A 21,867-nucleotide genomic window follows, 5' to 3' on the forward strand; every position below is an offset into this window, starting at 1 on the left:
GAGCGCGGCTCGCCGAAGGGCGAACTCGGCGAAGGGCGAACTCGGCGAAGGGCGAACTCGCCGAAGCGCGGCTCGCCGAAGCGCGAACTCGCCGAAGCGCGGCTCGCCGAAGCGCGAACTCGCCGAAGGGCGCGGGTGCGGGTGCAGTGCGAGGAATCCACCGGGCCGGTCGGTACGTCATATGACGTCCGGCGTCGTCCCGAGGCGCTTCGATGACCCTCCGATGACGCTCCGGCAGCGACCGCGCCGCGCAGTCCGTAGCGTGGTCGCCATGGGAATCGTTCTGACCGGGGCAACCGGATACATCGGCTCGGCCGTCCTCGAGGCGCTGCTCGCCGACGGACATGACGTGATCGCCGTGGTTCGCAGCGAATCGGCCGCCGAACGCGTGGCGACGACCGCAGCGACGACGACTGCAGCGACGACGACTGCAGCGACCGCAGCAGCGACAACCGCGGCAGCGACGGCGGCCACGCCGGCGTCAGGCGGGAGCCCGCGACCGCGCGCCGACACGTCCAGCAACGGCGACGTGACCGCGATCGTCGGAGACGTGACGGATGCCACGTGGTTCGCGGGCGTGCTCGCCGGTGCCGACGGCGCGATCCATGCGGCAGCGCCCGAGGCCGACGCCGAGGGCTTCAACGCCGCGGTGGTCGAGGCGGCGGTGCGCGCGTACGCGGGCACGGGCAAGCGGTTCGTCCTGACGAGCGGGGTCTGGGAGTACGGCGCCGGCGTGATCGACGACGACGTCGTCGGCGCACCGCCCGAGCTGACCGCGTGGCGCGTGCCGATCGAGCAGCGACTGCTCGACTCCGAGGTCGATGCGGTCGTCCTCGCCCCTGGCGTGGTCTACGGCCGTCGCCCGGGCCTCCTGAACCTCATCACCGAGGCGCCGACGAGCGCGGCAGGCGAGTTCATCCTGCTCGGCGACGGCGAACAGCACTGGTCGTTCGTGCACGTCGACGATCTCGCGCGGCTCTACGTGGTCGCGCTCACGCATCCCGCGGCATCCGGCCGTCTGGTCGGTGTCGACGGCTCGCCCGTGACCGTCCGCGCGATCGCCGAGGCTGCCGTCGTGGCATCCGGAGCCGCCGGAGCCACCGGCCCCACCGACCCCGACGCAGCCACCGGCCCCACCGGCGTCGTCACCGAATCGATCCAGGCGACCCGCGACCGGCTCGGCGCAGCTTTCGCCGACGCGCTGCTGCTGGACCAGGTCGCCGACGGCGCGAAGGCCAGGTCGCTCGGCTGGGTGCCCCTGCATCCGAGCGTGCTCGACGAGGTCGCGCGCCCGAGCGGTGCGAAGGTGCCGAACACGGCAGGCGAGTCGCGGGAGGACCCGGCCGCCTGAGCCGCATCCGCAGTTCGGCACGCAGACGAGCCCGGCCACCCGGCCACCCGGCCGGCGACCCCGCCGAGCCCGGCCACCTGGCCGGCGACCCAAACCAGCAACCTCGGCCACCCGCCCGGCGCACGCAGCGTCCGGGAACCGCTCAATCCGCGGATGCCGCGTACACGCGCTCCCCTTCGACGAAGGTCGCCAGCACCCGGGTCGCCCCGATCTCCGATGCGGGCCCGGCGAACGGGTCGCGGTCGAGCACGACGAGGTCGGCATACTTGCCGACCTCGATCGTGCCGGTGACCTCGTCGAGGTGGTTCACATAGGCGGATCCGGCCGTGTACGCCGTGAGCGAGGTGGCGAGGTCGATGGCCTGCTCGGGAAGGAACACGTCGAACTCCCCTTCCTCGTACCCGGGCGCCGAGACCCGGTTGACGGCCACGTGGATCGCCGCCATCGGGTTCGGCGTCGACACCGACCAGTCGCTGCCGGCGGCGAGCACCGCGCCCGAGCGCTGCAGGTCGCCGAACGGGTACTGCCAGGCGTCGCGCGGCGAGCCGAGGAACGGCAGCGTCAGCTCGACCATCTGCGGCTCGAGCGCGGCCCAGAGCGACTGCATGTTCGCCACGACGCCGAGCTCGCGGAATCGCGAGATGTCGTCGGGGTGCACGACCTGGATGTGCGCGATGTGGTGCCGGTGGTCGCTGCGCCCGTTCAGCGCGATGGCATGCGACACCGCGTCGAGGCATTCGCGCACGGCGCGGTCGCCGATCGCGTGGAAGTGCAGCTGGAACCCGAGCGCGTCGAGCCGGGCGGCAGCCGGAAGCAGCACCGCGGGGTCCACGAACGAGATGCCCGAGTTGTCCGTGAAGTGGCCGTGGCCGTCGCAGTACGGCTCGAGCATCGAGGCCGTGAAGTTCTCGGCGACGCCGTCCTGCATGATCTTGATGCTCGTCGCGGCGAACCGCCCGGCCCGGTAGGCGTCGCGCTTGGACACGAGCTCGTCGATCTGCTCGAGGCCGCGCAGGCGGTCCCACCAGATCGCGCCGACGACGCGTCCGGTCAGCTTGCCCGACGAGGCGGCGCGCACGTACGCGGGCCCGGGGTCGCCCGCATCACCGTAGGTGCCGACGATCGCGTCCTGCCACGCCGTGATGCCGTACGAGTGCAGGTACTCCTGGCCGAGCAGCAGCGCCTGCTCGAGCTCCTCGTCGGTCGTGCGCGGCAGCAGCCGGTTGACGAGGGCCATGGCCCCTTCGTGCAGGGTTCCGGATGCCTCGCCCGACGCGTCCCGCTCGATGCGGCCGTCGCTCGGGTCGGGCGTGTTCCGGTCGATGCCCGCCAGACGCAGTGCAGCCGTGTTGACCCAGGCGCCGTGCCCGTCGCGGTTCGGCAGGAACGCCGGACGGTCGGGAACGACCGTGTCGAGATCGGCGGCGGTCGGCGTGCCGCCCGGGAACGCCGACATCGACCAGCCGCCGCCGAGGACCCACTCGGCGTCGGGGTTCGCCGCCGCGTAGGAGGCGATCTGCTCGAGGTAGTCGTCGCGCGTCTCGAGCTCGGCCAGGTTGCAGCGCATGAGGTCGAGGCCGCCCCACACCGGGTGCACATGCGCGTCCTGGAAGCCGGGAACGAGCATGCGGCCGGCGAGGTCGACGTGCTCGGTGTCGGGGCCGATGAGCTCGCGCACCTCGTCGTGCCCGACCGCGACGATGCGTCCGCCGGTGACGGCGACGGCGCTCGCGCGCGTGCGCTGCGTCGTCGCGGTGAAGACGGGTCCGCCCGAGAAGACGAGGTCGGCGTAGGTCATGGGGTTCCTTTCACGGCGCGCAGGGCGCGGGGGTCACGGCGCGCACGGGTGCCGGCACGCGGCATCCGGATGCCGCAGGCGAACGATTCCGGGAGCACGGGCCGCGCGTCAGCCGCCCGCCATGGTGCGCGCGATCTGCGTCGCCGAGTCGCCGGCGCGTTTCAGCACGACGGCGACGAGGGCGAGCGCGCCGAGGGTGAGCAGCAGCATGAGCGTCGAGACCGCGGCGATCTCGGGCCGCAGGCCGCTGCGCAGCGCACTCAGCACGTACACCGGCCACGGGGTCGAGCCCGAGACCTGCACGAACGACGCGACCACGGTGTTGTCGAGCGAGAGCGTGAACGAGAGCAGGGCGCCGGCGAGCACGGCGGGCATCGCGAGCGGCAGCGTCACCCGGCGGAACGTCGTGAACGGGGTCGCATAGAGATCGGCGGACGCCTCCTCGAGCTGCTCGTCGAGGCCGACGAGGCGGGCGCGCACGATGTACGTCACGACCGCCGTCGCGAACAGCGAGTGGCCGATCACGAGTCGCACGGTGCCGTCGTTGAAGAGGCTGAGGCCGAGGTCTTGGCCGAGGAAGACGAGCCACGGCAGCAGCGCCACGGCGTCGACGATCTCGGGGGTGACCGACACGAGCAGCAGCAGGCCGACGAACCAGAAGGTCCACTTGCCGGGACGCCGGGCGAGCGCGATGCCCGCGAGCGTGCCGAGCAGGGTCGCGACGAGTGCCGCGATGACGCCCGTGCGCAGCGACACCATCACGGCGTCCTGCACGGCGGGCTTGTGCAGGATCGTCAGGTACGGGTCGAAGCCGAAGCCCTCCCACGCGATGAGCAGTCGGCCCGTGTTGAACGAGTACACGATGATCACGAGGATCGGCGCGAACAGGAACAGGAAGACCAGGATGCTCCACACCGTCATGCCCACGTCGAGCGCGGACCTGCGCCGACGCCGACGGGGGGCGGATGTCGCGACCGGCCGCCCCGGGGCATCCGCGGCTCCTGACGGGCCGATGCCCGTCGCCGCCACCGCCTGCGTGTCGGGTGCGCTGCTCACGGTGCTGTTCGTCATCGTGCCTCCTCGAGCGTGACGCGGTAGCGGTTGCGGAACGGGAGGGCGACGAGCCACAGCAGGAGGCCGATCACCGCCGCCGAGGCCATGATCACGAGGATCAGCAGCACCGCCATGGCCGAGCCCAGCGCCCAGTTCTGCGCGGTCTGGAACTGGCTCGCGACGAGCTGGCCGACCATGTTGCCCTGCGCGCCGCCGAGCACGGTCGCCGTGATGTAGTCGCCCATGAGCGGGATGTAGACGAGCAGCGCGCCGACGATGATGCCCGGTCGGGCGAGCGGGAGCGTGACCCGCAGGAACGTCGAGAACCGGTTGGCGCCCAGGTCCTTGCTCGCCTCGCGGAGCGGCCCGCCCACGCGGTCGAACGCGACGTAGAGCGGCAGGATCATGAGCGGCAGGTAGTTGTAGACCACGCCGAGCAGCACCGCGGGGCGGGTGTAGAGGATGTCGAGCGGCCCGTTGATGAGGCCGACCTCCTGCAGCAGCACCGAGAACCAGCCCTCGGGGGCGAGGATGATCTGCCAGCCGATCGTGCGCACCAGGAAGTTCGCCCAGTACGGCACCATGACGAGCGCGATGAGCAGGCCACGCATCGAGGGCGGCGACTTCACGGCCATCCAGTACGCGACCGGAAGGCCGATGAGCAGGCAGATGACCGTGCCCGAGAGGCCGACCCAGAGCGTGTTGAGGAACACGGAGAAGAACGTGGGGGTGAGCGCCTCGGCGTATCGGTCGAACGAGAGGATGTCGTTCGCGTGGGTGCCGAACATGCCCGGCTTGTATCCGAAGCTGAACCAGATCACCGCGCCCACGGGCAGCACGAAGAAGAACAGCAGCCACGCCCAAGCCGGGATGGCCAGCCCGAAGCGGAGCCTACTCACCAGCGGCGGCCTTCGCCTTGTTCCAGATGTCGACGGTGCGCTGCTGCGCCTCGTTCACCTCGCCGTCGTGCATGGTCTCGAGCTGCTCGGGCGTGAAGAACACGAGGTCGAGCATCTCGAGGCCCTCGGCCTCCGCGGCCGCCTCGATGTCGGCGGCGCCCGTGTGGTAGCCGATGTAGTCGACCTGCAGCAGCTGGTTCTCGGGCACCATCGTGTAGTTGATGAAGGCGTGCGCGGCCTCGGGGTTCGGGGCGCCGACGGGGATCGACCAGTTGTCCATCCACAGCTCGGTGTCGGGCGCGCCGAGCACCCACTGCCAGCGGTCGGGGTCGGGGCTCTCCATGATGCCGAGGCGCGCGTCGCCGTTCCAGGACTGCATGAGCACCTGCGTGGCCTGCGGGATCGCCTGGCCGCCGGGGTAGGAGTCGAACGCCGAGATGTGCGGCGCGAGGGTGTTCACGATGTAGTCCTCGCAGGCGTCGATCTCGGCCTGGTCGGTCGTGTTCCAGTCGATGCCGTTGGCCCAGTAGTAGATGCCCGTGACCTCGGCCGGGTCGTCGAGCACGCTGGTCTTGCCGCTCGCCTCGTTCTGCGCCGCGTCGAGGAAGTCGTTCCAGGTCTTGAGCTCGCGCGTGATGACGGTCTTGTCGTAGACGAAGCCCGTGGTGCCCCACGCCTTGCAGACGGAGTACTCGTTGTCGGGGTCCCAGCCGCGGCCGAGGAACGCGGGGTCCATGAACTCGAGGTTCGGCAGCAGGTCCTTGTTCAGTGGCTGGATGAGCTTGTTCTCGACCATCTGCGGGATGTACGCGCCCGTCGGCACGATGAGGTCGTATCCGCTGGTGCCCTTGGCGGCGACGAGCTTCGAGATGAGCTCTTCATTCGAGCCGTAGGAGTCGAGCGTGACCTTGGGGCCGAGCTCCTTCGTGAACGCCTCGATCACGTCGGGGGAGTCGTAGTCGCCCCACGTGTAGATGCTGAGGCGGTCCTCGAGTGCGCCGCCGGTGGCCTGCGGGCCCGCGGAGGTCGCGCCGCCGGGCGTGCACGCCGCGAGCAGGCCCACGCTGCCGGCCGCCGCGGCGAAGCTCAGGAAGCGCCGACGCGAGAGCTCGCGTCGGATGATCGGGGCCGCCTCGGCGCTGGCGAGGATGCGGAGGGGGGTCTGGTCGGCCATGTGCGCTCCTGGGTTCGGATCGGTGCGGGTGCTGCGGGTTGCGGATGCCGCGGGCGGATGCCTCGGGGTCGGTCAGAGGGTCGGCGGCTCGACGTATCCGGCCTCGGCGGCCGCGGTGTCGAGGGTGAACAGCTGCACGCTCTCGGTACGCCATGAGCAGACGACCTCATCGCCGACCGCGAGGCGCGGGGCATCGGGGGTGGGTCGGCGGGCGATGACGCTCAGGTCCTCGCCCACGCGCACGAGGTACTGCATCGTCTCGCCGAGGTGCGAGACGCCGATGAGCGTGCCGCGCACGAGGTTGGGGCGGGCCGGGGCGTCGTCGGCCGTGCCGGCGGCATCCGCGATCTCGACGAACTCGGGGCGCACGGCGGCCTGCGCGACCGATCCGGCCGCGAGCTCGGTGCGCGGGCTGGTCGCCTGCACGATGCCGTGGGCGGTCGCGATGCCGTCGCGCGATGCCGTGAGCGCGCCCTCGATGAAGTTCTGCTGGCCGACGAACGCGGCCACGTACGCCGAGCTCGGGCGCGCGTAGACGGTGTCGGCGTCGGCGAGCTGCTCGATGCGGCCGTCGCGCATGATCGCGATGCGATCGCTCATCGAGAGGGCCTCGCCCTGGTCGTGCGTGACGAACACGAACGTGATGCCGAGCCGCGACTGCAGCAGCTTCAGCTCGAGCTGCATCTCTTCGCGGAGCTGCCGGTCGAGTGCGCCGAGGGGCTCGTCGAGCAGCAGCACCGACGGGCGGTTCACGAGGGCGCGGGCGAGCGCGATGCGCTGCTGCTGCCCGCCCGAGAGCTGCGTCGACTTGCGGTCGGCGAACCGGCGCATCTGCACGAGGTCGAGCGCCGAGGCGACGCGCTCGCGGATCTCGGACTTGGGCGTGCGGCGCTGCTGCAGGCCGTAAGCGACGTTCTCGGCGACGCTCATGTGCGGGAAGAGCGCATACGCCTGGAACACGGTGTTCACGTCGCGCCGGTACGCGGGAACGCCGAGCACGGATCGTCCGGACACGCGGATGTCGCCGGCATCGGGCTGCTCGAATCCGGCGATCATGCGCAGGGTCGTCGTCTTGCCGCAGCCCGACGGGCCGAGCAGCGAGATGAACTCGCCCGGCTGGATCGTGAGCGACATGTCGCGCACCGCGGTCGCGTCGCCGTAGTGCTTGGTGACGCCGTCGAGCACCACCGCACCCGTGCCCTCGGCGGAGTTCGCGCTCGCCGCCCCGGCCTGGCCCGACTCGGTCGTCATCGTCGTGCTCACCAAGTGGCCTCCGTTCATCGTGACGCAGCAGCGCGTCCGCGTTGCGCCATTCAATCCTCGCGCCGACCGGGAAGCAATGGGCGCAGGACCGAACGGGACAAACCATCGCACGGATGCCGCGTGCCTGACAGATCGTCCGGCAGGTCGTTACACAGCTGAAACCCAACGGGCGTTCGGTGCGCCGCGCCGATGGTACGACCGGCACGGCACGGCACGGCACGGCAGGGCACGGCACGGGCGGGGACGGGCTGCGTCAGGCGAAGGCGAACACGGGCGGGAAGACGAGCAGCAGCGCGGCGGCCCACGCGAGGTACACGGGCAGGTAGGCCGTCTGCCAGCGCTCGAGGGCGGCGAAGCCCGTGCGGCGGCGCAGGAAGGCGACCTGCAGGCGGGTCGCCCACGCGAGGTTCGCGAGCAGGATCAGGTTGAGCCCGAGCGACGCCGTCTTGTTCGCGCTGAAGCCGAACTCGCCCGTGCGCCCGATCATCGCGACGAGCACGATGACGTCGACCACGAGGGCCGCCGCGAGCATGACGACCAGGAGCCGGTCGAACCATCCGGGCGGCAGCAGCGGGTCGCGCGCCGAGAGCGAGTAGACGAGCAGGGCGACCACGACGACCAGCACGAGGTCGAAGGCGATGAGCAGGTCGCGGTTCGCGTCGACGACGTTCCACTGCACGAGGGCGGCGACGATGAGCGCGAGCATCATGAGCGTGAACAGCGGGGTGAACACCCGTGTGAGCACGGGGGCGATGTTCTCGATGACGCGCTGCTTCGCCTCGACGAGCCACGCGGCGACGAGCACGGCCCCTGCCGCGCCGCAGGGCAGCACCCACTCGCCGACGAACGGCGCGACGTCGACGCCGATCGAGGCGAACACGGCGACCGTGAGGCCGCTGAGTGCGCCGCCGACGAGGGCGATGAGCACGAAGTACACGGCCCATTCGCCGCTGAACCGCACGAAGTGCATGCGGGCGACGTCGCTGCGCCAGGCGCCGCCGGCGTCGACGATGCCGACGACGAGCCACAGCCCGACGAACGAGCCGAGCATCGCGAGGATGCCGGTCGCGGAGGTGACCCCGGCCATGCTGACGCCGGCGTTCGAGCCCGCGAACGGGTACAGGTTCAGGGCGAGCCCGGCCACCACGAAGGCGACGGCGACCCCGACGAGCGTCGCGATCGGTGGCCGTCTGCGCCACGCGAACCACAGCGCGAGGAAGGGCAGCACGATCACGGCGGCGTTGCTCACCACCGTCGTGGGGTCGCCCGTCGCGGCGTCGACCGCCTTGACCGCGAGGCCGGCGCCGACGCCGAGCAGCAGGGCGACGGCCAGCCCGTTCGCACGACGGTGGAAGGGGAGCGGCCGGCCCGAGGCATCCGCTTCACGGTCGTCTGCGGTGCCTGACCCGCCGGCTGAACCCGCGCCGATGCCGCCGCCCGAGCCGTCGAGCACGAGCTGCTTCCAAAGCCGCTCGGAGTGCTCGTGGGCGTACTCGCGCGAGAGGTCGTCGGTGCGGCCGAGCCGCTTCACGGCGATGAGGAACGCCTCGTCGGGCGTGAGCCCCGACGCGGTGAACTGGTCGACCCGGTCGAGCAGGTGGCCCTCGAGCTCGTCGACGTCGACCTCGGTCAGGGTGTCGTGGCGCAGCATCCACCGGCGCCAGGAGGCGACGAGCACGTCGAGTGCGGGGGCGTCGGGGGAGTCGGGTGCGTCGGGGGTGAGGCCGCCAGAGGTCTCGGGGCTCACGAGAGGCCTCCGTCGAACGCGAGCCGCATGCGCGGGCCGCCGTCGTCGGGCCAGACCTTGCCGAGCACGTCGCCGACGACCGACCACTGCCGCCGCTGATCGGCCAGCACGGCGGCGCCCTGCTCGCTCAGCCGATAGTGCTTGCGCGGGCGGCCGGCGTCGGACTGCCGCCACTCGGAGTGCACGTGGCCGAGCCGCTCGAGCCGGTGCAGCAGCGGGTAGAGCATGCCGTCGCTCCACTCGAGCTCGCCGCCCGAGAGGGTCGCCACGCGCTGCAGGATCGCGTAGCCGTATGACTCGCCCTCGGCGAGGATGCCGAGCACGACCGGGGTCGCGGCCGCGGCGACGAGGTCTTTGCCGATGCGCATGGGTCCTCCTGGTCTCGGTGCGGCGGTCGAGCCCGCAGATACGTAGCACCGCCACATACATAGTGCTGCAAGGTACAAAGAAGTGCAAGGTACAAAGATCTGCATGGCATCAACCCAGCGCGGATGCCGCAGCACGGCCTGAAGGCCCGAGACGTCCCCGACCGAACGAGGTTGTTCCGCGCCGCAGAACTTCGGCGGAAGTTCACCCCTCGAATCGTGGTCGGCGGTGCCCGCACCGCCCGCAGAGTGGATGCACACCACCCCGACGGCGCCGCAGCAGACGCCCAAGGGAGCACCACGAGGCATCCGCTTGCATCGGAGCCCCGCCACCGAAACCGCAGCACCGAAGCCGCACCACCGAAGGAGCACGACGATGAGCACCAACCGCCCCGGCGACCAGACCCAGACCGCAGCCGAACTGCAGCTCGAGTGGGACGCGAACCCGCGCTGGGAGGGTGTCAGCCGCGACTACACCGCCGAGGACGTCATCGCCCTGCGCGGCCCGGTGCGCGAGGAGCGCACGCTCGCCAAGCGCGGCGCCGAGCGCCTGTGGGAGGACATCCAGCGCAACACCGGCACCGCCTTCGCCCCGCAGGAGGACCCGCAGTGGTCGGCCGCGCTCGGCGCACTCACCGGCAACCAGGCCGTGCAGCAGGTGCGCGCGGGCCTCAAGGCGATCTACCTGAGCGGCTGGCAGGTCGCGGCGGACGCGAACCTCAGCGGCCAGACCTACCCCGACCAGTCGCTCTACCCCGCGAACTCGGTGCCGGCGGTCGTGCGCCGCATCAACAACGCGCTGCTGCGCACCGGCCAGATCGAGCAGGGCAACGAGGCGCAGACCGGTGTCTCCGACTGGATGGCCCCGATCGTCGCCGACGCCGAGGCCGGCTTCGGCGGCCCGCTGAACGCCTACGAGCTCATGCACCAGATGATCGAGGCGGGCGCCGCCGGCGTGCACTGGGAGGATCAGCTCGCGAGCGAGAAGAAGTGCGGCCACATGGGCGGCAAGGTCTTGATCCCGACCTCGCAGCACATCCGCACGATCAACGCGGCGCGGCTGGCGGCGGATGTCGCCGGCGTGCCGTCGATCATCATCGCCCGCACCGACGCGCTCGCCGCGACGCTGCTCACGAGCGACCACGACGAGCGCGACAAGCCGTTCGTCACCGGCGACCGCACCGCCGAGGGCTTCTACGAGGTGCAGAACGGCATCGAGCCGGTCATCGCCCGTGGCCTCGCCTACGCCGAGTACGCCGACCTGCTCTGGGTCGAGTCCGCCGAGCCCGACCTCGACCTCGCCCGCCGCTTCGCCGAGGCCGTGCACGCGAAGTTCCCGGGCAAGCGCCTCTCGTACAACTGCTCGCCGTCGTTCAACTGGAAGCGCCACCTCGACGACGACCAGATCGCGAAGTTCCAGCGCGAGCTCGCGTCGATGGGCTACGCGTTCCAGTTCATCACCCTCGCGGGCTTCCACGCCCTCAACCACTCCATGTTCACGCTCGCGAAGGACTACAACGAGCGGCACATGAGCGCATACGTCGAGCTCCAGGAGGCGGAATTCGCCTCGGAGACGTCCGGATACACCGCCACGCGCCACCAGCGCGAGGTGGGCACCGGCTACTTCGACCGGATCGCCACGGCGCTGAACCCCGCCAGCGCCACGCTCGCCCTCGTCGGATCGACCGAGGAAGACCAGTTCCAGCACTGACCAGGGCTCACGCCCGACAGGAGAGCATCATGAACACGACCCCGACCATGACCCTCGAACGCGAGCGAGCGGATGCCGCATCCGCACGCCTGCCCGAACCGAAGCCCGCGACCGGCAGCTTCGCGACCGTCGAGCCCCGCCTCGAGATCGCGCCGGCCGGCGCGACGGGCGGCGAGCTCGGCGCCCGCTACGGCGAGATCCTCACGCCCGAGGCGCTCGCGTTCCTCGCGGCATTGCACGACCGCTTCGCCGGCACCCGCCACGAACTGCTCGCCGAGCGCCTGCAGACCCGCGTCGACGCGGCGAACGGCCGCGACCCGCGCTTCATGCCCGAGACGGCATGGATCCGCGACGACGCGTCGTGGCGCGTCGCCGGCCCCGGCCCCGGCCTCGAGGACCGCCGCGTCGAGATCACCGGTCCGACCGACCGCAAGATGGCGATCAACGCCCTGAACTCGGGCGCGAAGGTCTGGCTCGCCGACCAGGAGGACGCCACGAGCCCCACCTGGACGAACGTCATCGAGGGCCAGCTGACCCTCTTCGACTTCCTGCGCGGCGACCTCGAGTACACCAGCCGAGAGGGCAAGGAGTACCGCGTCACGGCCGAGCAGACCCCGACGATCGTGATGCGTCCGCGCGGCTGGCACCTCGTCGAGAAGCACCTGACGTTCCACGACCGGGCCGGGCGCGCCATGCACGCCTCGGGTTCGCTCGTCGACTTCGGCCTGTACTTCTTCCACAACGCGAAGGCGCTCATCGCCTCGGGTCGCGGGCCGTACTTCTACCTGCCGAAGCTCGAGTCGCACCGCGAGGCCAAGCTCTGGAACGACATCTTCGTCTTCGCGCAGCAGGAGCTCGGCATCCCGCAGGGCACGATCCGCGCGACCGTGCTCATCGAGACGATCCAGGCCGCGTTCCAGATGGACGAGATCCTCTACGAGCTGCGCGAGCACTGCGCGGGCCTCAACGCCGGCCGCTGGGACTACATCTTCTCGATCGTGAAGACGTTCCGCTCGCGGGGTCGCCGCTGGGTCTTCCCCGACCGCAAGGCGATCACCATGACGGTGCCGTTCATGCGGGCCTACACCGAGCTGCTCGTGCAGACGTGCCACAAGCGCGGAGCACATGCGATCGGCGGCATGAGCGCGTTCATCCCGAACCGCCGCGACCCCGAGGTGACCGAGCGCGCGCTCGCCGCGGTGACGGCCGACAAGCGCCGCGAGGCCGGCGACGGCTTCGACGGCACCTGGGTGGCCCACCCCGACCTCATCCCGACGGCCCGCGCCGAGTTCGACGCCGTGCTCGGCGACCGGCCGAACCAGGTCGATCGCCTGCGCGAAGACGTCGAGGTCGCGGCATCCGACCTGCTCGACATCCCGTCGATCGGCGGCGAGGTGACCGAGGCCGGCGTGCGCGACAACGTCTCGATCGCGATCCGCTACATCGAGTCGTGGCTGCGCGGCACGGGCGCCGCGGCGATCGACAACCTCATGGAGGACGCCGCGACCGCCGAGATCTCGCGCTCGCAGATCTGGCAGTGGCTCGACAACAACACCGTCACCGCCGAGGGCACGCGCATCGACCAGACCTCGATCGTGCGGCTCATGGCCGAGGCGGTCGCCGCGCTGCCGCGCTTCGAGGGCGACCGGTTCGACGACGCGATCTCGGTGTTCCGCACCGTGGCGCTCGAGCCCGAGTTCCCGACCTTCCTCACGGTGGGGGCGTACGCCCGGTTCCTCTGAGCCGACGCTCGCGTGCCCGAGGGGCCGCGTCGACCGCATCCGGTGACCCCGAAGGTGCAACGGTCGGCGCGGCCCTCACCCGTCTTTCGAGCTCACGCGAGCCCCGCGACATCCGTCGGCCTGACAGAATGGCGAGTCGTGACCCGAACCACGATTCGCCAGGCGAGGCCGACGGATGCCGCGGCGCTCGCGTCGCTCGCGGCCGAGACGTTCCCGCTGGCCTGCCCGCCCTCGACGACGCCCGAGGCGATCGCCGCCTTCATCGCCGCGAACTTCACGGTCGAGCGCTTCGATGCGTACCTCGCCGATGCCGGTCGCATCCTCGTCGTCGCCGAGCACGAGGCGGACGAGGCGCGCGAGGCGCGCGAGGCGCGCGAGGCAGCCGAGCTCGTCGGCTACGCCATGCTCATCGCGGGCGAACCGTCCGATGCGGATGTCGCGGCCGCCGTCACGGCGCGACCGACGATCGAGCTCAGCAAGTTCTACACGCGCAAGGTGCTGCACGGCACGGGCTCGGTCGCCGCACCCCTCATGGCGGGCACCCTCGAGGCGGCCGAGGCCACGGGCGTCGCGTCGGTCTGGCTCGGTGTCAACGAGGAGAACGCACGCGCGATCCGCTTCTACGAGAAGCACGGCTTCGTGAAGACGGGCCGCAAGCACTTCCGTCTCGGCGACCGTGATGAAGACGACTGGGTGCTCGTGCGCACGGCCTCCCCGACCGCCGGCTGATCGCCGGAGCCTGCGGTCAGCGTCCAGCGGCGCCGCGCACCGCCCGGTACGCGGCGAGGGCCGCCTCGCGGGACTCGCCGAGCTCCACGATCGGCTCGGGGTAGGCCTCGGTGTCGGCCTCTGGAATCCAGCGGCGCACGTACGTGCCGTCGCGGTCGAACTTCGAGGCCTGCAGCACGGGGTTGAACACGCGGAAGTAGGGTGCGGCGTCGGCCCCCGATCCCGCGACCCACTGCCAGTTGAACGGGTTGGATGCCGCGTCGGCGTCGACGAGGGTGTCCCAGAACCACTGCTCGCCGCGGCGCCAGTCGATGAGCAGGTTCTTCGTGAGGAACGACGCGGCGACCATGCGCACGCGGTTGTGCATGGTGCCCGTGCGCCAGAGCTCGCGCATGCCGGCGTCGACGAGGGGCACCCCGGTTCGGCCCTGCTCCCACGCCCGCAGCGCGGCCGGGTGCAGCCGCGGCCAGGGGAACGCGTCGAACTCCGGCCGCCAGTTGCGGGTGGCGAGGTCGGGCGCGTGGAAGAGCACGTGCCATGCGAACTCGCGCCAACCGAGCTCGGCGCGGAACCGGCTCGCACCCTCGCCGTGCGCCCGGCGCTCGCGCAGGGCGTGCCAGACCTCGAACGGGCTGATCTCACCCCATCGCAGATGCGGCGACAGGCGCGAGGTCGCGTCGACGGCGGGGCGGTCGCGGTCGTCGGCGTAGTCGGGCAGGCGCTCGTCGAGGAAGGTCTCGAGCCGCTCGTGCGCCGCAGCCGAACCCGGCGTCCAGGTCTCGCGCAGGCCCTCGGCCCAGTCGGGACGCGTGGGCAGCAGCCCCCACGAGGTGAGGTCGTCGCTCGGGATCTCGGTGGTCGAAGGCTCGATCGAGTCGGGAGCGGGCAGCGGATGCCGCGGCTCCGGAGCGGCGAGGCAGGCTCGCCAGTACGGGGTGAACACCGAGTACGGCGTGCCCTGGCCCGTGCGGATCGTCCACGGTTCGAAGAGCAGGCTCGCTGCGAAGCTGCGGACCTCGACACCGGCATCGCCGAGTTCGGCCTTGAGCGCGGTGTCGACCTCGCGCTCGGGTCCGCCGTAGCGACGGTTCCAGGACACGGCGTCTGCGCCGGTCTCTTCGACGAGCGAGCGGATGACGCGGCCCGCCGCTCCCCGTCGCAGCAGGAGCCGCGCGCCCAGTCGTTCGAGATCCGCGCCGAGCGCCTGAAGAGAGCCGCGCAGCCACCAGCGCGACGCCCCGCCGAGCGGACGGACGCCGGCCGACTCCTCGTCGAGCACGAACACGCAGACGACGGGCACGCCTCGCTCCACGGCCGCGGTGAGAGCCGGGTGATCGGCGACGCGCAGGTCGTCGCGGAACCAGACGATCGTCGGCGCGGCGGGCATGCGCCCGACGATACCCGCGCCGGGCGTGCCCGCGTGCCCGCCGCCCCGCCGCCGCCCCCGAACGCCGAATCGGCGCCTGAGTGCGGAATCGGTTGCCCTATGCCCGCACACAGGCACTCAGGCACTCAGGCACGCAGGCACGCAGGCGCGCAGGCGCGCAGGCACGCAGGCACGCGGGCGCGCAGGCGCGTCAGGCGATCGCGGCGCCCGCGCCGGTGGCATCCGCTCGGCTCGCGGCCGCGCGACGCGCGATCCACCAGATGCCGAGGCCCGAGGCGAGGAAGATGCCGGAGAGCACCGCCCAGCCCGAGAGCCCGTGCGAGATCGCGGTCGCGTTGACGACGAGCGGCGCGGCGAGCGCACCGACCGAGTAGCCCATGCCGAACACGCCCTGGTAGCTGCCGGCCTGCACGGGATCGGCGAGCTCGAAGCTCAGACCCCAGCCGCCGGCCTGCGAGAGCACCTCGGCGAAGGCGTGCGCGATCGCGGCGATGACGAGCACGGCGATCGCGAACCCGACGGGAAGGCCCGCCGCCGCGGCGTAGATGAGGCAGGTCGCGGCCATGAGCCACGCGGCGATGCCCGACACCCGAGCGGCGACCCGCAGGTCGTGGGTACCGCGCGACATCGGCACCTGGAAGATGACGACGATGATCGTGTTCAGGATCAGCAGCGCCGAGATGAGCACCTCGGGGGCGGCCGTCTCGCGAGTGATCCAGAGTGGGACGCCGAGCTCGGCGACGCCGAACTGCATGCCGAAGATCGCGCTGAGCACCGTGAGCAGCAGGTAGCGGGGGTCGCGCCACGGCGAGTGCCGGCGCCAGGTGCGCCGCTCGGCCGCGATCGCCTCGGCCGTGGCCGCGGCATCCACCGACCCGGTCTCGGTCACGATGTCGGCGACGGTCGGGCGCGACGGGGCATCGACGCGCGAGGGCAGCCGCACGAGCTGGAACAGGCCGAGCAGGTAGAGCAGTCCCGCCCCGGCGATGAGCCACCGGTAGGCCTCGGCGGTGCCGATCGCGAGGGCGAGCGCGCCGAGCCCGGAGCCGACGGCGATCGACACGTTCGTCACGGTACGCAGCACGGCGCGGGCGTGCACCCGGGACTCGCCCGTGAACGCGCGCGCGATGATGGCCGATCGAGTCGAGTTCGCGCCCTGCTCGAACAGGCCGCAGACGACGGCGATGACGAGCGCCGTGACGAAGTCGCCCGCGAACACGTAGGCGATGAGGGCGACGCCCTCGATGCTCGTGAACGTGATGAGCAGCCGCTTCGCGCTGAACCGGTCGGCGAGCCAACCTCCCGCGAAGGAGGCGAGCACGCCCGCCGCGCTCGCCGAGGCGAGCACGATCGCGACCTGACCGGGCGTGAGCCCGACGATGAGGGTGAAGTAGAGCACCGTGACCGTGAGGAAGATGCCGCGGCCGACGCGCGAGATGAGGGTCGCGCCGACGAGGATCCGCAGCACGGGATCGGCGACGGATGCCGCGAGCCGGGCTCCGAGGCCGGGCTTCGCGTCGGCGGGGGTCGCCCCCGAGGCATCCGTCCCGTCGATGCTCGCGGCCTCGTCGACGCTCGCGGCCGCGGCGTCGAGGTTCTGATCGATGACGGGCAGCGACGAGGTGTCGGTGCCGGGGGAGGTAGGGCTCACATCCACGATCTTGGCGAGGCGGATGCCCCGGAGAAACCGATGTAGCGTAGTGCTACATGTTGCGCTACCTGATGACCGAGGACGACGTCGGATCCGTGCGCTTCGGCCTCTCGCCGCTGTGCGAGCTCGGGCTGTCGATCCGCGCGATCCGCGACCCCTCGAGGTTTCCGCTGCAGCTCGGCTGGCTGCGCCGCACCGAGGCGGCCAGGGCCAGGCTCGACCAGCGCGTGCTCATGGGGCTCATCGACGACCGCCTCTGGACGCCCGACTTCCTGAACCCCAGGCCCACGTCGCCGCTGACGCGCCTCGAAGACGAGCTCCGTGCGCTCGCGGCGACGCCGCCCGAGGTGTTCCGCGCCGATCTCGTGGCGGTGCACGGCCACGTGCCCGACGTGTTCGCAGGCTCGCCCGAGCGCGCGCTGAACCGCATCATCACCACGCTGCGCCAGCTCTGGGAGACCTGCTTCGAGCCGTACTGGCCGCGCATGCGCGCCGTGCTCGAGGCCGACATCGTCTTCCGCGGGCGCCAGATCGCGCAGTCGGGCGTCGCGTCGATGTTGAACCACCTCGCGCCGCCGCGCGTCGAGTACGAGCACGGCGTGGTCGTCGTGCACCTGCGCGACCCGGCCGAGCGCACGCAGGCGATCGACGGCGAGGGCCTCACGCTCGTGCCGACGATGTTCACGCGCCGGGCGTCGGCACCGGTGGGCGACGGCCCGCCCATGATCATGTACTCGGCCCGCGGGCAGGGCGCGCTCTGGGAGACCGAGCGCGTCGCCAACCCCGCCGCCGTCGCCGCGGTGCTCGGCGAGACGCGCGCGGCACTGCTCACCGCGCTCGCCGACCCGGCGTCGTCGACCGAGCTCGGCGTGCGCTTCGGCGTCAGCGCCTCGGCGGTCAACCAGCACCTGCGCGTGCTCCGCGACGCGGGCCTGCTCGTCAGCACGCGCTACGGCCGCAGCGTGCTCTATCTACGCAGCGAGCTGGGGTCGGCCCTGCTCGCGACGGGTGCGGTCTGAGGGCTCGCAAGACGGGCCGAACCCGACGAGCGAGCGGATGCCGCGGCATCCGCTCGTCCGCACCGCCGCGCTATTCGGGATCGGGCGCGACGCGCAGCACGACCTTGCCGCGCACGTGACCGCCCTCGATGAGCCGGTGCGCCTCGGCGCCATCGGCGAGCGCCAGCTCTCGGTCGACGTGCACGCGCAGCGCCCCGTCGTCGACGAGCCGGGTGAGCACGGCGAGCGTGCGCGCGTCGGGCGAGCAGGAGTACCCGGTCGAGCGGATGCCCCGTGCCGCGGCCTCTTCGGCCATGGTCGGCCACGATCCGGTGGGCACGTTGACGATGAGCCCGTCGCGGCGGAGCACCTCGAGGGATCGGGTGCCGGTGTCGTCCTTCACGTTGCCGATGAGGTCGATGACGACGTCCTGCTCGCCGGCGACCTCCTCGAACCGCTCGGCGCGGTAGTCGATGACATGCTCGGCGCCCAGCCCCTCGACGAACTCGACGTTCGCGGCCGAGCAGGTCGCCGTGACGCGCGCACCGAAGTACGCCGCCAGCTGCACCGCGAGATGTCCGACGCCGCCCGCACCCGCGTGCACGAGCACGCGCTGCCCGTCGTGCACCCGCGCCACGTCGACGACCGCGCCCCACGCGGTGAGCGCCGCGATCGGCAGCGCGGCGGCCTCGACGAAGCCGAGCGACGCGGGCATCGGCGCGACGCTCATCGACGAGACGGTCACGAACTCGGCGTGGCTGCCAGAGGTGCGCGGCGGGCGGGCGGCGCCGTAGACCCGGTCGCCGACGTGCAGCGGGTGGCCGGCGTACGGCACCGTCTCGACGATGCCCGCGAAGTCGTTGCCGAGCACGGCCGGGTACGCCCCGATGGCCGCGGACACGCCGCGACCGGCGCGCGTCTTGGCGTCGATCGGGTTCACGCCCGCGGCGATGACCCGCACGACGACCTCGTCGCTCACCCGCACGGGCTTCGGCACGTCGGCGAGGTGGAGCTCATCGGCTTCGCCCGTGCGGTCGATCACCAGGGCGCGCATCGTGTCGGTCATGGCTCCATCCTCCCGGCCCGCCCCCGTCGCCGCCACCAGGCTGCGCCCGGATGTCGCCGCCTGCGCTCGGGTCCCGTCGGTGTGACGTCCTTTTGCCATCAGACGACGCCCGCGGGCGCGGGGCGAAAGGTCGTCACGCGGCATGAGGTCGTCCGGCGCGGCGGCGGGCGCGTGGCGCGGCGACAGGGCGCGCGGCGGCAGCGCTAGAAGTTCACCATCCAGCGGGCGACCTGCTCGGTGAGCACATGCGCCTGCGCGGCGGGCCCGTCGTCTCGCGCGGGCAGCACGAGCATGGGCGATGCGGTGCCGGCCGCCCACCGCTCGGCCGTGGGCATGGGGTGCACGGGGTCGCGGAGCGCCCCGACCACGAGCGAGCGAATGCCTCGGGTCTCGAGTTCGGCGAGCTCGTCGTCGTCGCGGAACGCCCGGTTGCGCGGGATCTCGACGAGCCGCATGGCCCGCCGCGCGGCATCCGGTGCGGTGAATTGCGCGAGCAGGCCCCGCGCCCCGAGCGGCGACACCTCGGCCACACGATGGTAGACCTCGCGCTCCTGGAACTCGGCCGCGCCAGAGGGGCCCGCGTCGGCGAGCACCTGCCCGATGACGGGGAAGGCCCGCAGGTTCTCGGGCAGCGGCCGGTCGTCGAACGAGGGGCGGATGAACACCGCGCGCTCCACCGGGAGCAGTTCGTCGAGCGTGATGCGCAGCGCGAGCGCGGCGCCCATGGAGATGCCGAGGACGGTGACCGGCTGCTCGTGCGAGCCGCCGGCCTCGTCGATGCCGTGGCGCACCGCCGCGGCGACCTCGGCGGCGAGCGCGTCGATGGCGAAGTCGGCTGCCTCGCCGACCTCGAGGAACCCGCCGTGGGCGCGCACGTCTGGGGCGATGATGAGCTCGTCGTCGTTCGAGACCTCGCGCAGCATCGGCTCGAGCAGGGTCAGCGGCTGGCGGCGGTCGGCACCCAGGCCGTGCAGGAGGACCGTCGTCATGCGAGCACGCTCGGCCGGAACGCGGCTCGCGCCTCCTGCGCGGGGGCCTGGGCCGGACGCAGGGCGTCGAGCAGTTCGTCGGCGAGCGACACGAGGATCGCGATCTGGTCGTCGTCGCGCTCGATCCACCGGCACAGCGGTTCGGGGGCGACGGGCACGAAGTCGTCGTGCTGCTCCCAGACGATGAGCGTGCGCTCGGCGCCGAGCACGTACTGCTGCCACCACACCTGCCGCAGGTAGCTGCGGGGCACGGCCCGCCACGGCTTGGACGTGGTCTTGATCTCGCAGAGCTCGAGCACGCCGCCCTCGACGCGCAGGCCGTCGGGCGTCGCGAGATGACGGCGGTCGGATGCCGCGTGGTAGAGCAGCGACGAATGCGACATGCCGTGCGTGCGGGCCGCCCACTCGGCGATCACGGGCTCGCGTTCGCGCCCGTGGTCGGTGTAGCGGCTGCCGCCGAAGCTGCGGGGCGAACCGTGCAGTTTCTCCCATGCGGTCGACTTCACGGAGGCCCGGGTGGCGAGCTTCGCGGCATCGGTCGCGGTCACGCCCTGCGACCGCGCTCGGAGCCAGGCGACGCGGTCGGTGGAGTCGGCCACGACCCGCGTCTCGTGCGGGAGCCGCGCGGGAGGCGCGATGCTCTCGCGGATCTCGCCTGACGGCGTGAGATCGAAGAGCGCGAAGGGGGAGTCGGGCACGGAACGAGCGTAGCGCGGGCCGCCCACCCTCGGCGGGCCCGTCTGGCGTGTCAGCGCGACGCGAGTGCCACGATGCCCTCTGGGGAGAGGGCGTGGTGGATCGCGAGCATGGCACCGCCGAGCACGGCGGCGTTCTCGGCGGCGGCCGACTGCACGATGGCGAGGTGCTCGGTGGCCAGCGGCATCGAACGCGTGTAGACGACCTCTCGCACCCCGGCGATGAGGTGCTCGCCGGCGCGCGCCATCGAGCCGCCGATCGCGATGACCGAGGGATTCACGAGGCTCACGCAGGCGGTGAGCACCTCGCCGATGTCCCGTCCGGCCTGGCGCACGGCCTGGATCGCGTCGAGGTCGCCGCGCTTGACGAGTTCGACGACGTCGGAGCCGGTGCGGGCGTCGACGCCCTGTTCGCGGAGCGCCCGCGCGATCGCGGGGCCCGAGGCGAGGGCCTCGAGGCATCCGCGGTTGCCGCAGTGGCACGGCACGTCGGCGCCGCGCGCGACGCGCACATGCCCGAGGTCGCCGGCGATGCCCTGGGCGCCGCGCTGCAGGAGGCCGCCCGAGATGATGCCCGAGCCGATGCCGGTCGCGACCTTCACGAACACGAGGTGCTCGACCTGCGGCCAGGCGAGGGCGCGTTCGCCGAGCGCCATGATGTTCACGTCGTTGTCGACGAGCACGGGCACCTCGAGGTGCTGCTGCACCCAGCCGGGCACGTCGAAGCGGTCCCAGCCGGGCATGATCGGAGGGTTGACCGGCCGGCCGCTGTCGTGCTCGACGGGGCCGGGCACCCCGATGCCGATGGCCGCGAGGTCGCCGCGATCGCGGCCGAGGCCGTCGATGAGGTCGTGCGCGGCGCCGACCATCCAGCCGAGCACCGCCTCTGGTCCGTCGGTGATGTCCATGGGCTCGCCGTGCTGGGCGAGCACCGAGCCCTCGAGGTCGGTGACGGCGAGCGTGGCATGCGAGGCGCCGAGGTCGGCGGCGAGCACGATGCGCGCCGACGGGTTCAGGGCGAACTGCGACGGCGGGCGCCCGCCGGTGGAGGCGGCATCGGCGACGGGGGTCACGAGGCCGAGCCGCATGAGCTCGTCGACGCGCGCGGCCACGGTCGACCTCGCGAGGCCGGTGGTCTGCGCGAGCGAGGCGCGCGTGCGCGGCGCGCCGTCGCGGAGCAGCTGGAAGAGCTCGCTCGCCCCTGAAGCGCCGAGGGCCGAACCTCGGCTGATGTCCACCATGGAATGAA

At 72.0% G+C, this 21,867-nt stretch carries 18 protein-coding genes; 5 read left to right on the forward strand and 13 right to left on the reverse strand.

Annotated features, from left to right (window positions below; all coding sequences use genetic code 11):
- Positions 1-271 precede the first annotated feature (271 nt).
- Positions 272-1,351 (forward strand): NAD-dependent epimerase/dehydratase family protein, encoded by a 1,080-nt coding sequence (locus tag AC3IPY_RS03110; RefSeq protein WP_489186595.1) that lies wholly within the window; start codon positions 272-274, stop codon positions 1,349-1,351.
- Between the two features lie 142 nt (positions 1,352-1,493).
- Here AC3IPY_RS03110 and AC3IPY_RS03115 read toward each other — a convergent pair whose 3' ends face one another.
- The 7 genes from AC3IPY_RS03115 to AC3IPY_RS03145 form a co-directional block, all read right to left on the reverse strand.
- Positions 1,494-3,149 carry an amidohydrolase gene (locus tag AC3IPY_RS03115; protein WP_489186597.1) on the reverse strand — a complete coding sequence of 552 codons (1,656 nt, stop codon included), beginning with the start codon at positions 3,147-3,149 and terminating at the stop codon, positions 1,494-1,496.
- 108 nt (positions 3,150-3,257) lie between these two features.
- Positions 3,258-4,220, reverse strand: coding sequence for an ABC transporter permease (locus AC3IPY_RS03120; RefSeq protein ID WP_489186599.1), 963 nt, complete (start codon positions 4,218-4,220; stop codon positions 3,258-3,260).
- Positions 4,217-5,101 (reverse strand): ABC transporter permease, encoded by an 885-nt coding sequence (locus AC3IPY_RS03125; protein ID WP_489186601.1) that lies wholly within the window; start codon positions 5,099-5,101, stop codon positions 4,217-4,219. The genes AC3IPY_RS03120 and AC3IPY_RS03125 overlap by 4 nt, the downstream gene beginning before the upstream one ends.
- Positions 5,094-6,275 carry a polyamine ABC transporter substrate-binding protein gene (locus AC3IPY_RS03130; protein ID WP_489186602.1) on the reverse strand — a complete coding sequence of 394 codons (1,182 nt, stop codon included), beginning with the start codon at positions 6,273-6,275 and terminating at the stop codon, positions 5,094-5,096. The genes AC3IPY_RS03125 and AC3IPY_RS03130 overlap by 8 nt, the downstream gene beginning before the upstream one ends.
- A gap of 72 nt (positions 6,276-6,347) precedes the next feature.
- On the reverse strand, positions 6,348-7,538 hold the full coding sequence (locus AC3IPY_RS03135; RefSeq protein ID WP_489186604.1) for an ABC transporter ATP-binding protein: 1,191 nt from the start codon (positions 7,536-7,538) through the stop codon (positions 6,348-6,350).
- A 253-nt stretch (positions 7,539-7,791) separates the two neighbouring features.
- Positions 7,792-9,285, reverse strand: a complete 1,494-nt coding sequence (locus tag AC3IPY_RS03140; RefSeq protein WP_489186605.1) for a permease prefix domain 1-containing protein — start codon at positions 9,283-9,285, stop codon at positions 7,792-7,794.
- Positions 9,282-9,653 (reverse strand): PadR family transcriptional regulator, encoded by a 372-nt coding sequence (locus AC3IPY_RS03145; RefSeq protein WP_489186607.1) that lies wholly within the window; start codon positions 9,651-9,653, stop codon positions 9,282-9,284. The genes AC3IPY_RS03140 and AC3IPY_RS03145 overlap by 4 nt, the downstream gene beginning before the upstream one ends.
- Positions 9,654-10,026: 373 nt before the next feature.
- Between AC3IPY_RS03145 and aceA the strand changes: the two genes are divergently transcribed.
- The 3 genes from aceA to AC3IPY_RS03160 all read left to right on the forward strand — a co-directional run bounded on the left by aceA (position 10,027) and on the right by AC3IPY_RS03160 (position 13,832).
- Positions 10,027-11,361 (forward strand): isocitrate lyase, encoded by a 1,335-nt coding sequence (gene aceA / locus AC3IPY_RS03150; protein ID WP_489186609.1) that lies wholly within the window; start codon positions 10,027-10,029, stop codon positions 11,359-11,361.
- A 29-nt stretch (positions 11,362-11,390) separates the two neighbouring features.
- Positions 11,391-13,103, forward strand: a complete 1,713-nt coding sequence (gene aceB / locus AC3IPY_RS03155; RefSeq protein WP_489186611.1) for a malate synthase A — start codon at positions 11,391-11,393, stop codon at positions 13,101-13,103.
- 138 nt (positions 13,104-13,241) lie between these two features.
- Positions 13,242-13,832, forward strand: a complete 591-nt coding sequence (locus tag AC3IPY_RS03160; protein WP_489186613.1) for a GNAT family N-acetyltransferase — start codon at positions 13,242-13,244, stop codon at positions 13,830-13,832.
- Between the two features lie 16 nt (positions 13,833-13,848).
- On the opposite strand, the gene AC3IPY_RS03165 is transcribed toward AC3IPY_RS03160, so the two are convergent.
- Complete coding sequence (locus AC3IPY_RS03165; protein WP_489186615.1) at positions 13,849-15,219, reverse strand: cryptochrome/photolyase family protein; 1,371 nt, start codon at positions 15,217-15,219, stop codon at positions 13,849-13,851.
- Positions 15,220-15,409: 190 nt separating this feature from the next.
- Complete coding sequence (locus tag AC3IPY_RS03170) at positions 15,410-16,870, reverse strand: MFS transporter (protein WP_489186617.1); 1,461 nt, start codon at positions 16,868-16,870, stop codon at positions 15,410-15,412.
- Between the two features lie 56 nt (positions 16,871-16,926).
- On the opposite strand from AC3IPY_RS03170, the gene AC3IPY_RS03175 reads away from it, so the two are divergent.
- Positions 16,927-17,889, forward strand: a complete 963-nt coding sequence (locus AC3IPY_RS03175) for an ArsR/SmtB family transcription factor (protein WP_489186619.1) — start codon at positions 16,927-16,929, stop codon at positions 17,887-17,889.
- Positions 17,890-17,959: 70 nt separating this feature from the next.
- Here AC3IPY_RS03175 and AC3IPY_RS03180 read toward each other — a convergent pair whose 3' ends face one another.
- From AC3IPY_RS03180 to AC3IPY_RS03195, 4 genes are all read right to left on the reverse strand, one after another.
- On the reverse strand, positions 17,960-18,934 hold the full coding sequence (locus tag AC3IPY_RS03180) for an NADP-dependent oxidoreductase (protein ID WP_489186621.1): 975 nt from the start codon (positions 18,932-18,934) through the stop codon (positions 17,960-17,962).
- A gap of 203 nt (positions 18,935-19,137) precedes the next feature.
- Positions 19,138-19,923, reverse strand: a complete 786-nt coding sequence (locus AC3IPY_RS03185; RefSeq protein WP_489186622.1) for an alpha/beta fold hydrolase — start codon at positions 19,921-19,923, stop codon at positions 19,138-19,140.
- Entirely contained in the window at positions 19,920-20,621 is a 702-nt protein-coding gene (locus AC3IPY_RS03190) for a YqaJ viral recombinase family protein (RefSeq protein ID WP_489186624.1), read from the reverse strand. The genes AC3IPY_RS03185 and AC3IPY_RS03190 overlap by 4 nt, the downstream gene beginning before the upstream one ends.
- 50 nt (positions 20,622-20,671) lie before the next feature.
- The gene (locus AC3IPY_RS03195) at positions 20,672-21,859 is read right to left on the reverse strand and encodes an ROK family transcriptional regulator (RefSeq protein ID WP_489186625.1); all 1,188 of its coding nucleotides are present in this window, start codon (positions 21,857-21,859) and stop codon (positions 20,672-20,674) included.
- Positions 21,860-21,867 lie beyond the last annotated feature (8 nt).

It is taken from the genome of Agromyces sp. GL_144 (assembly GCF_057834305.1).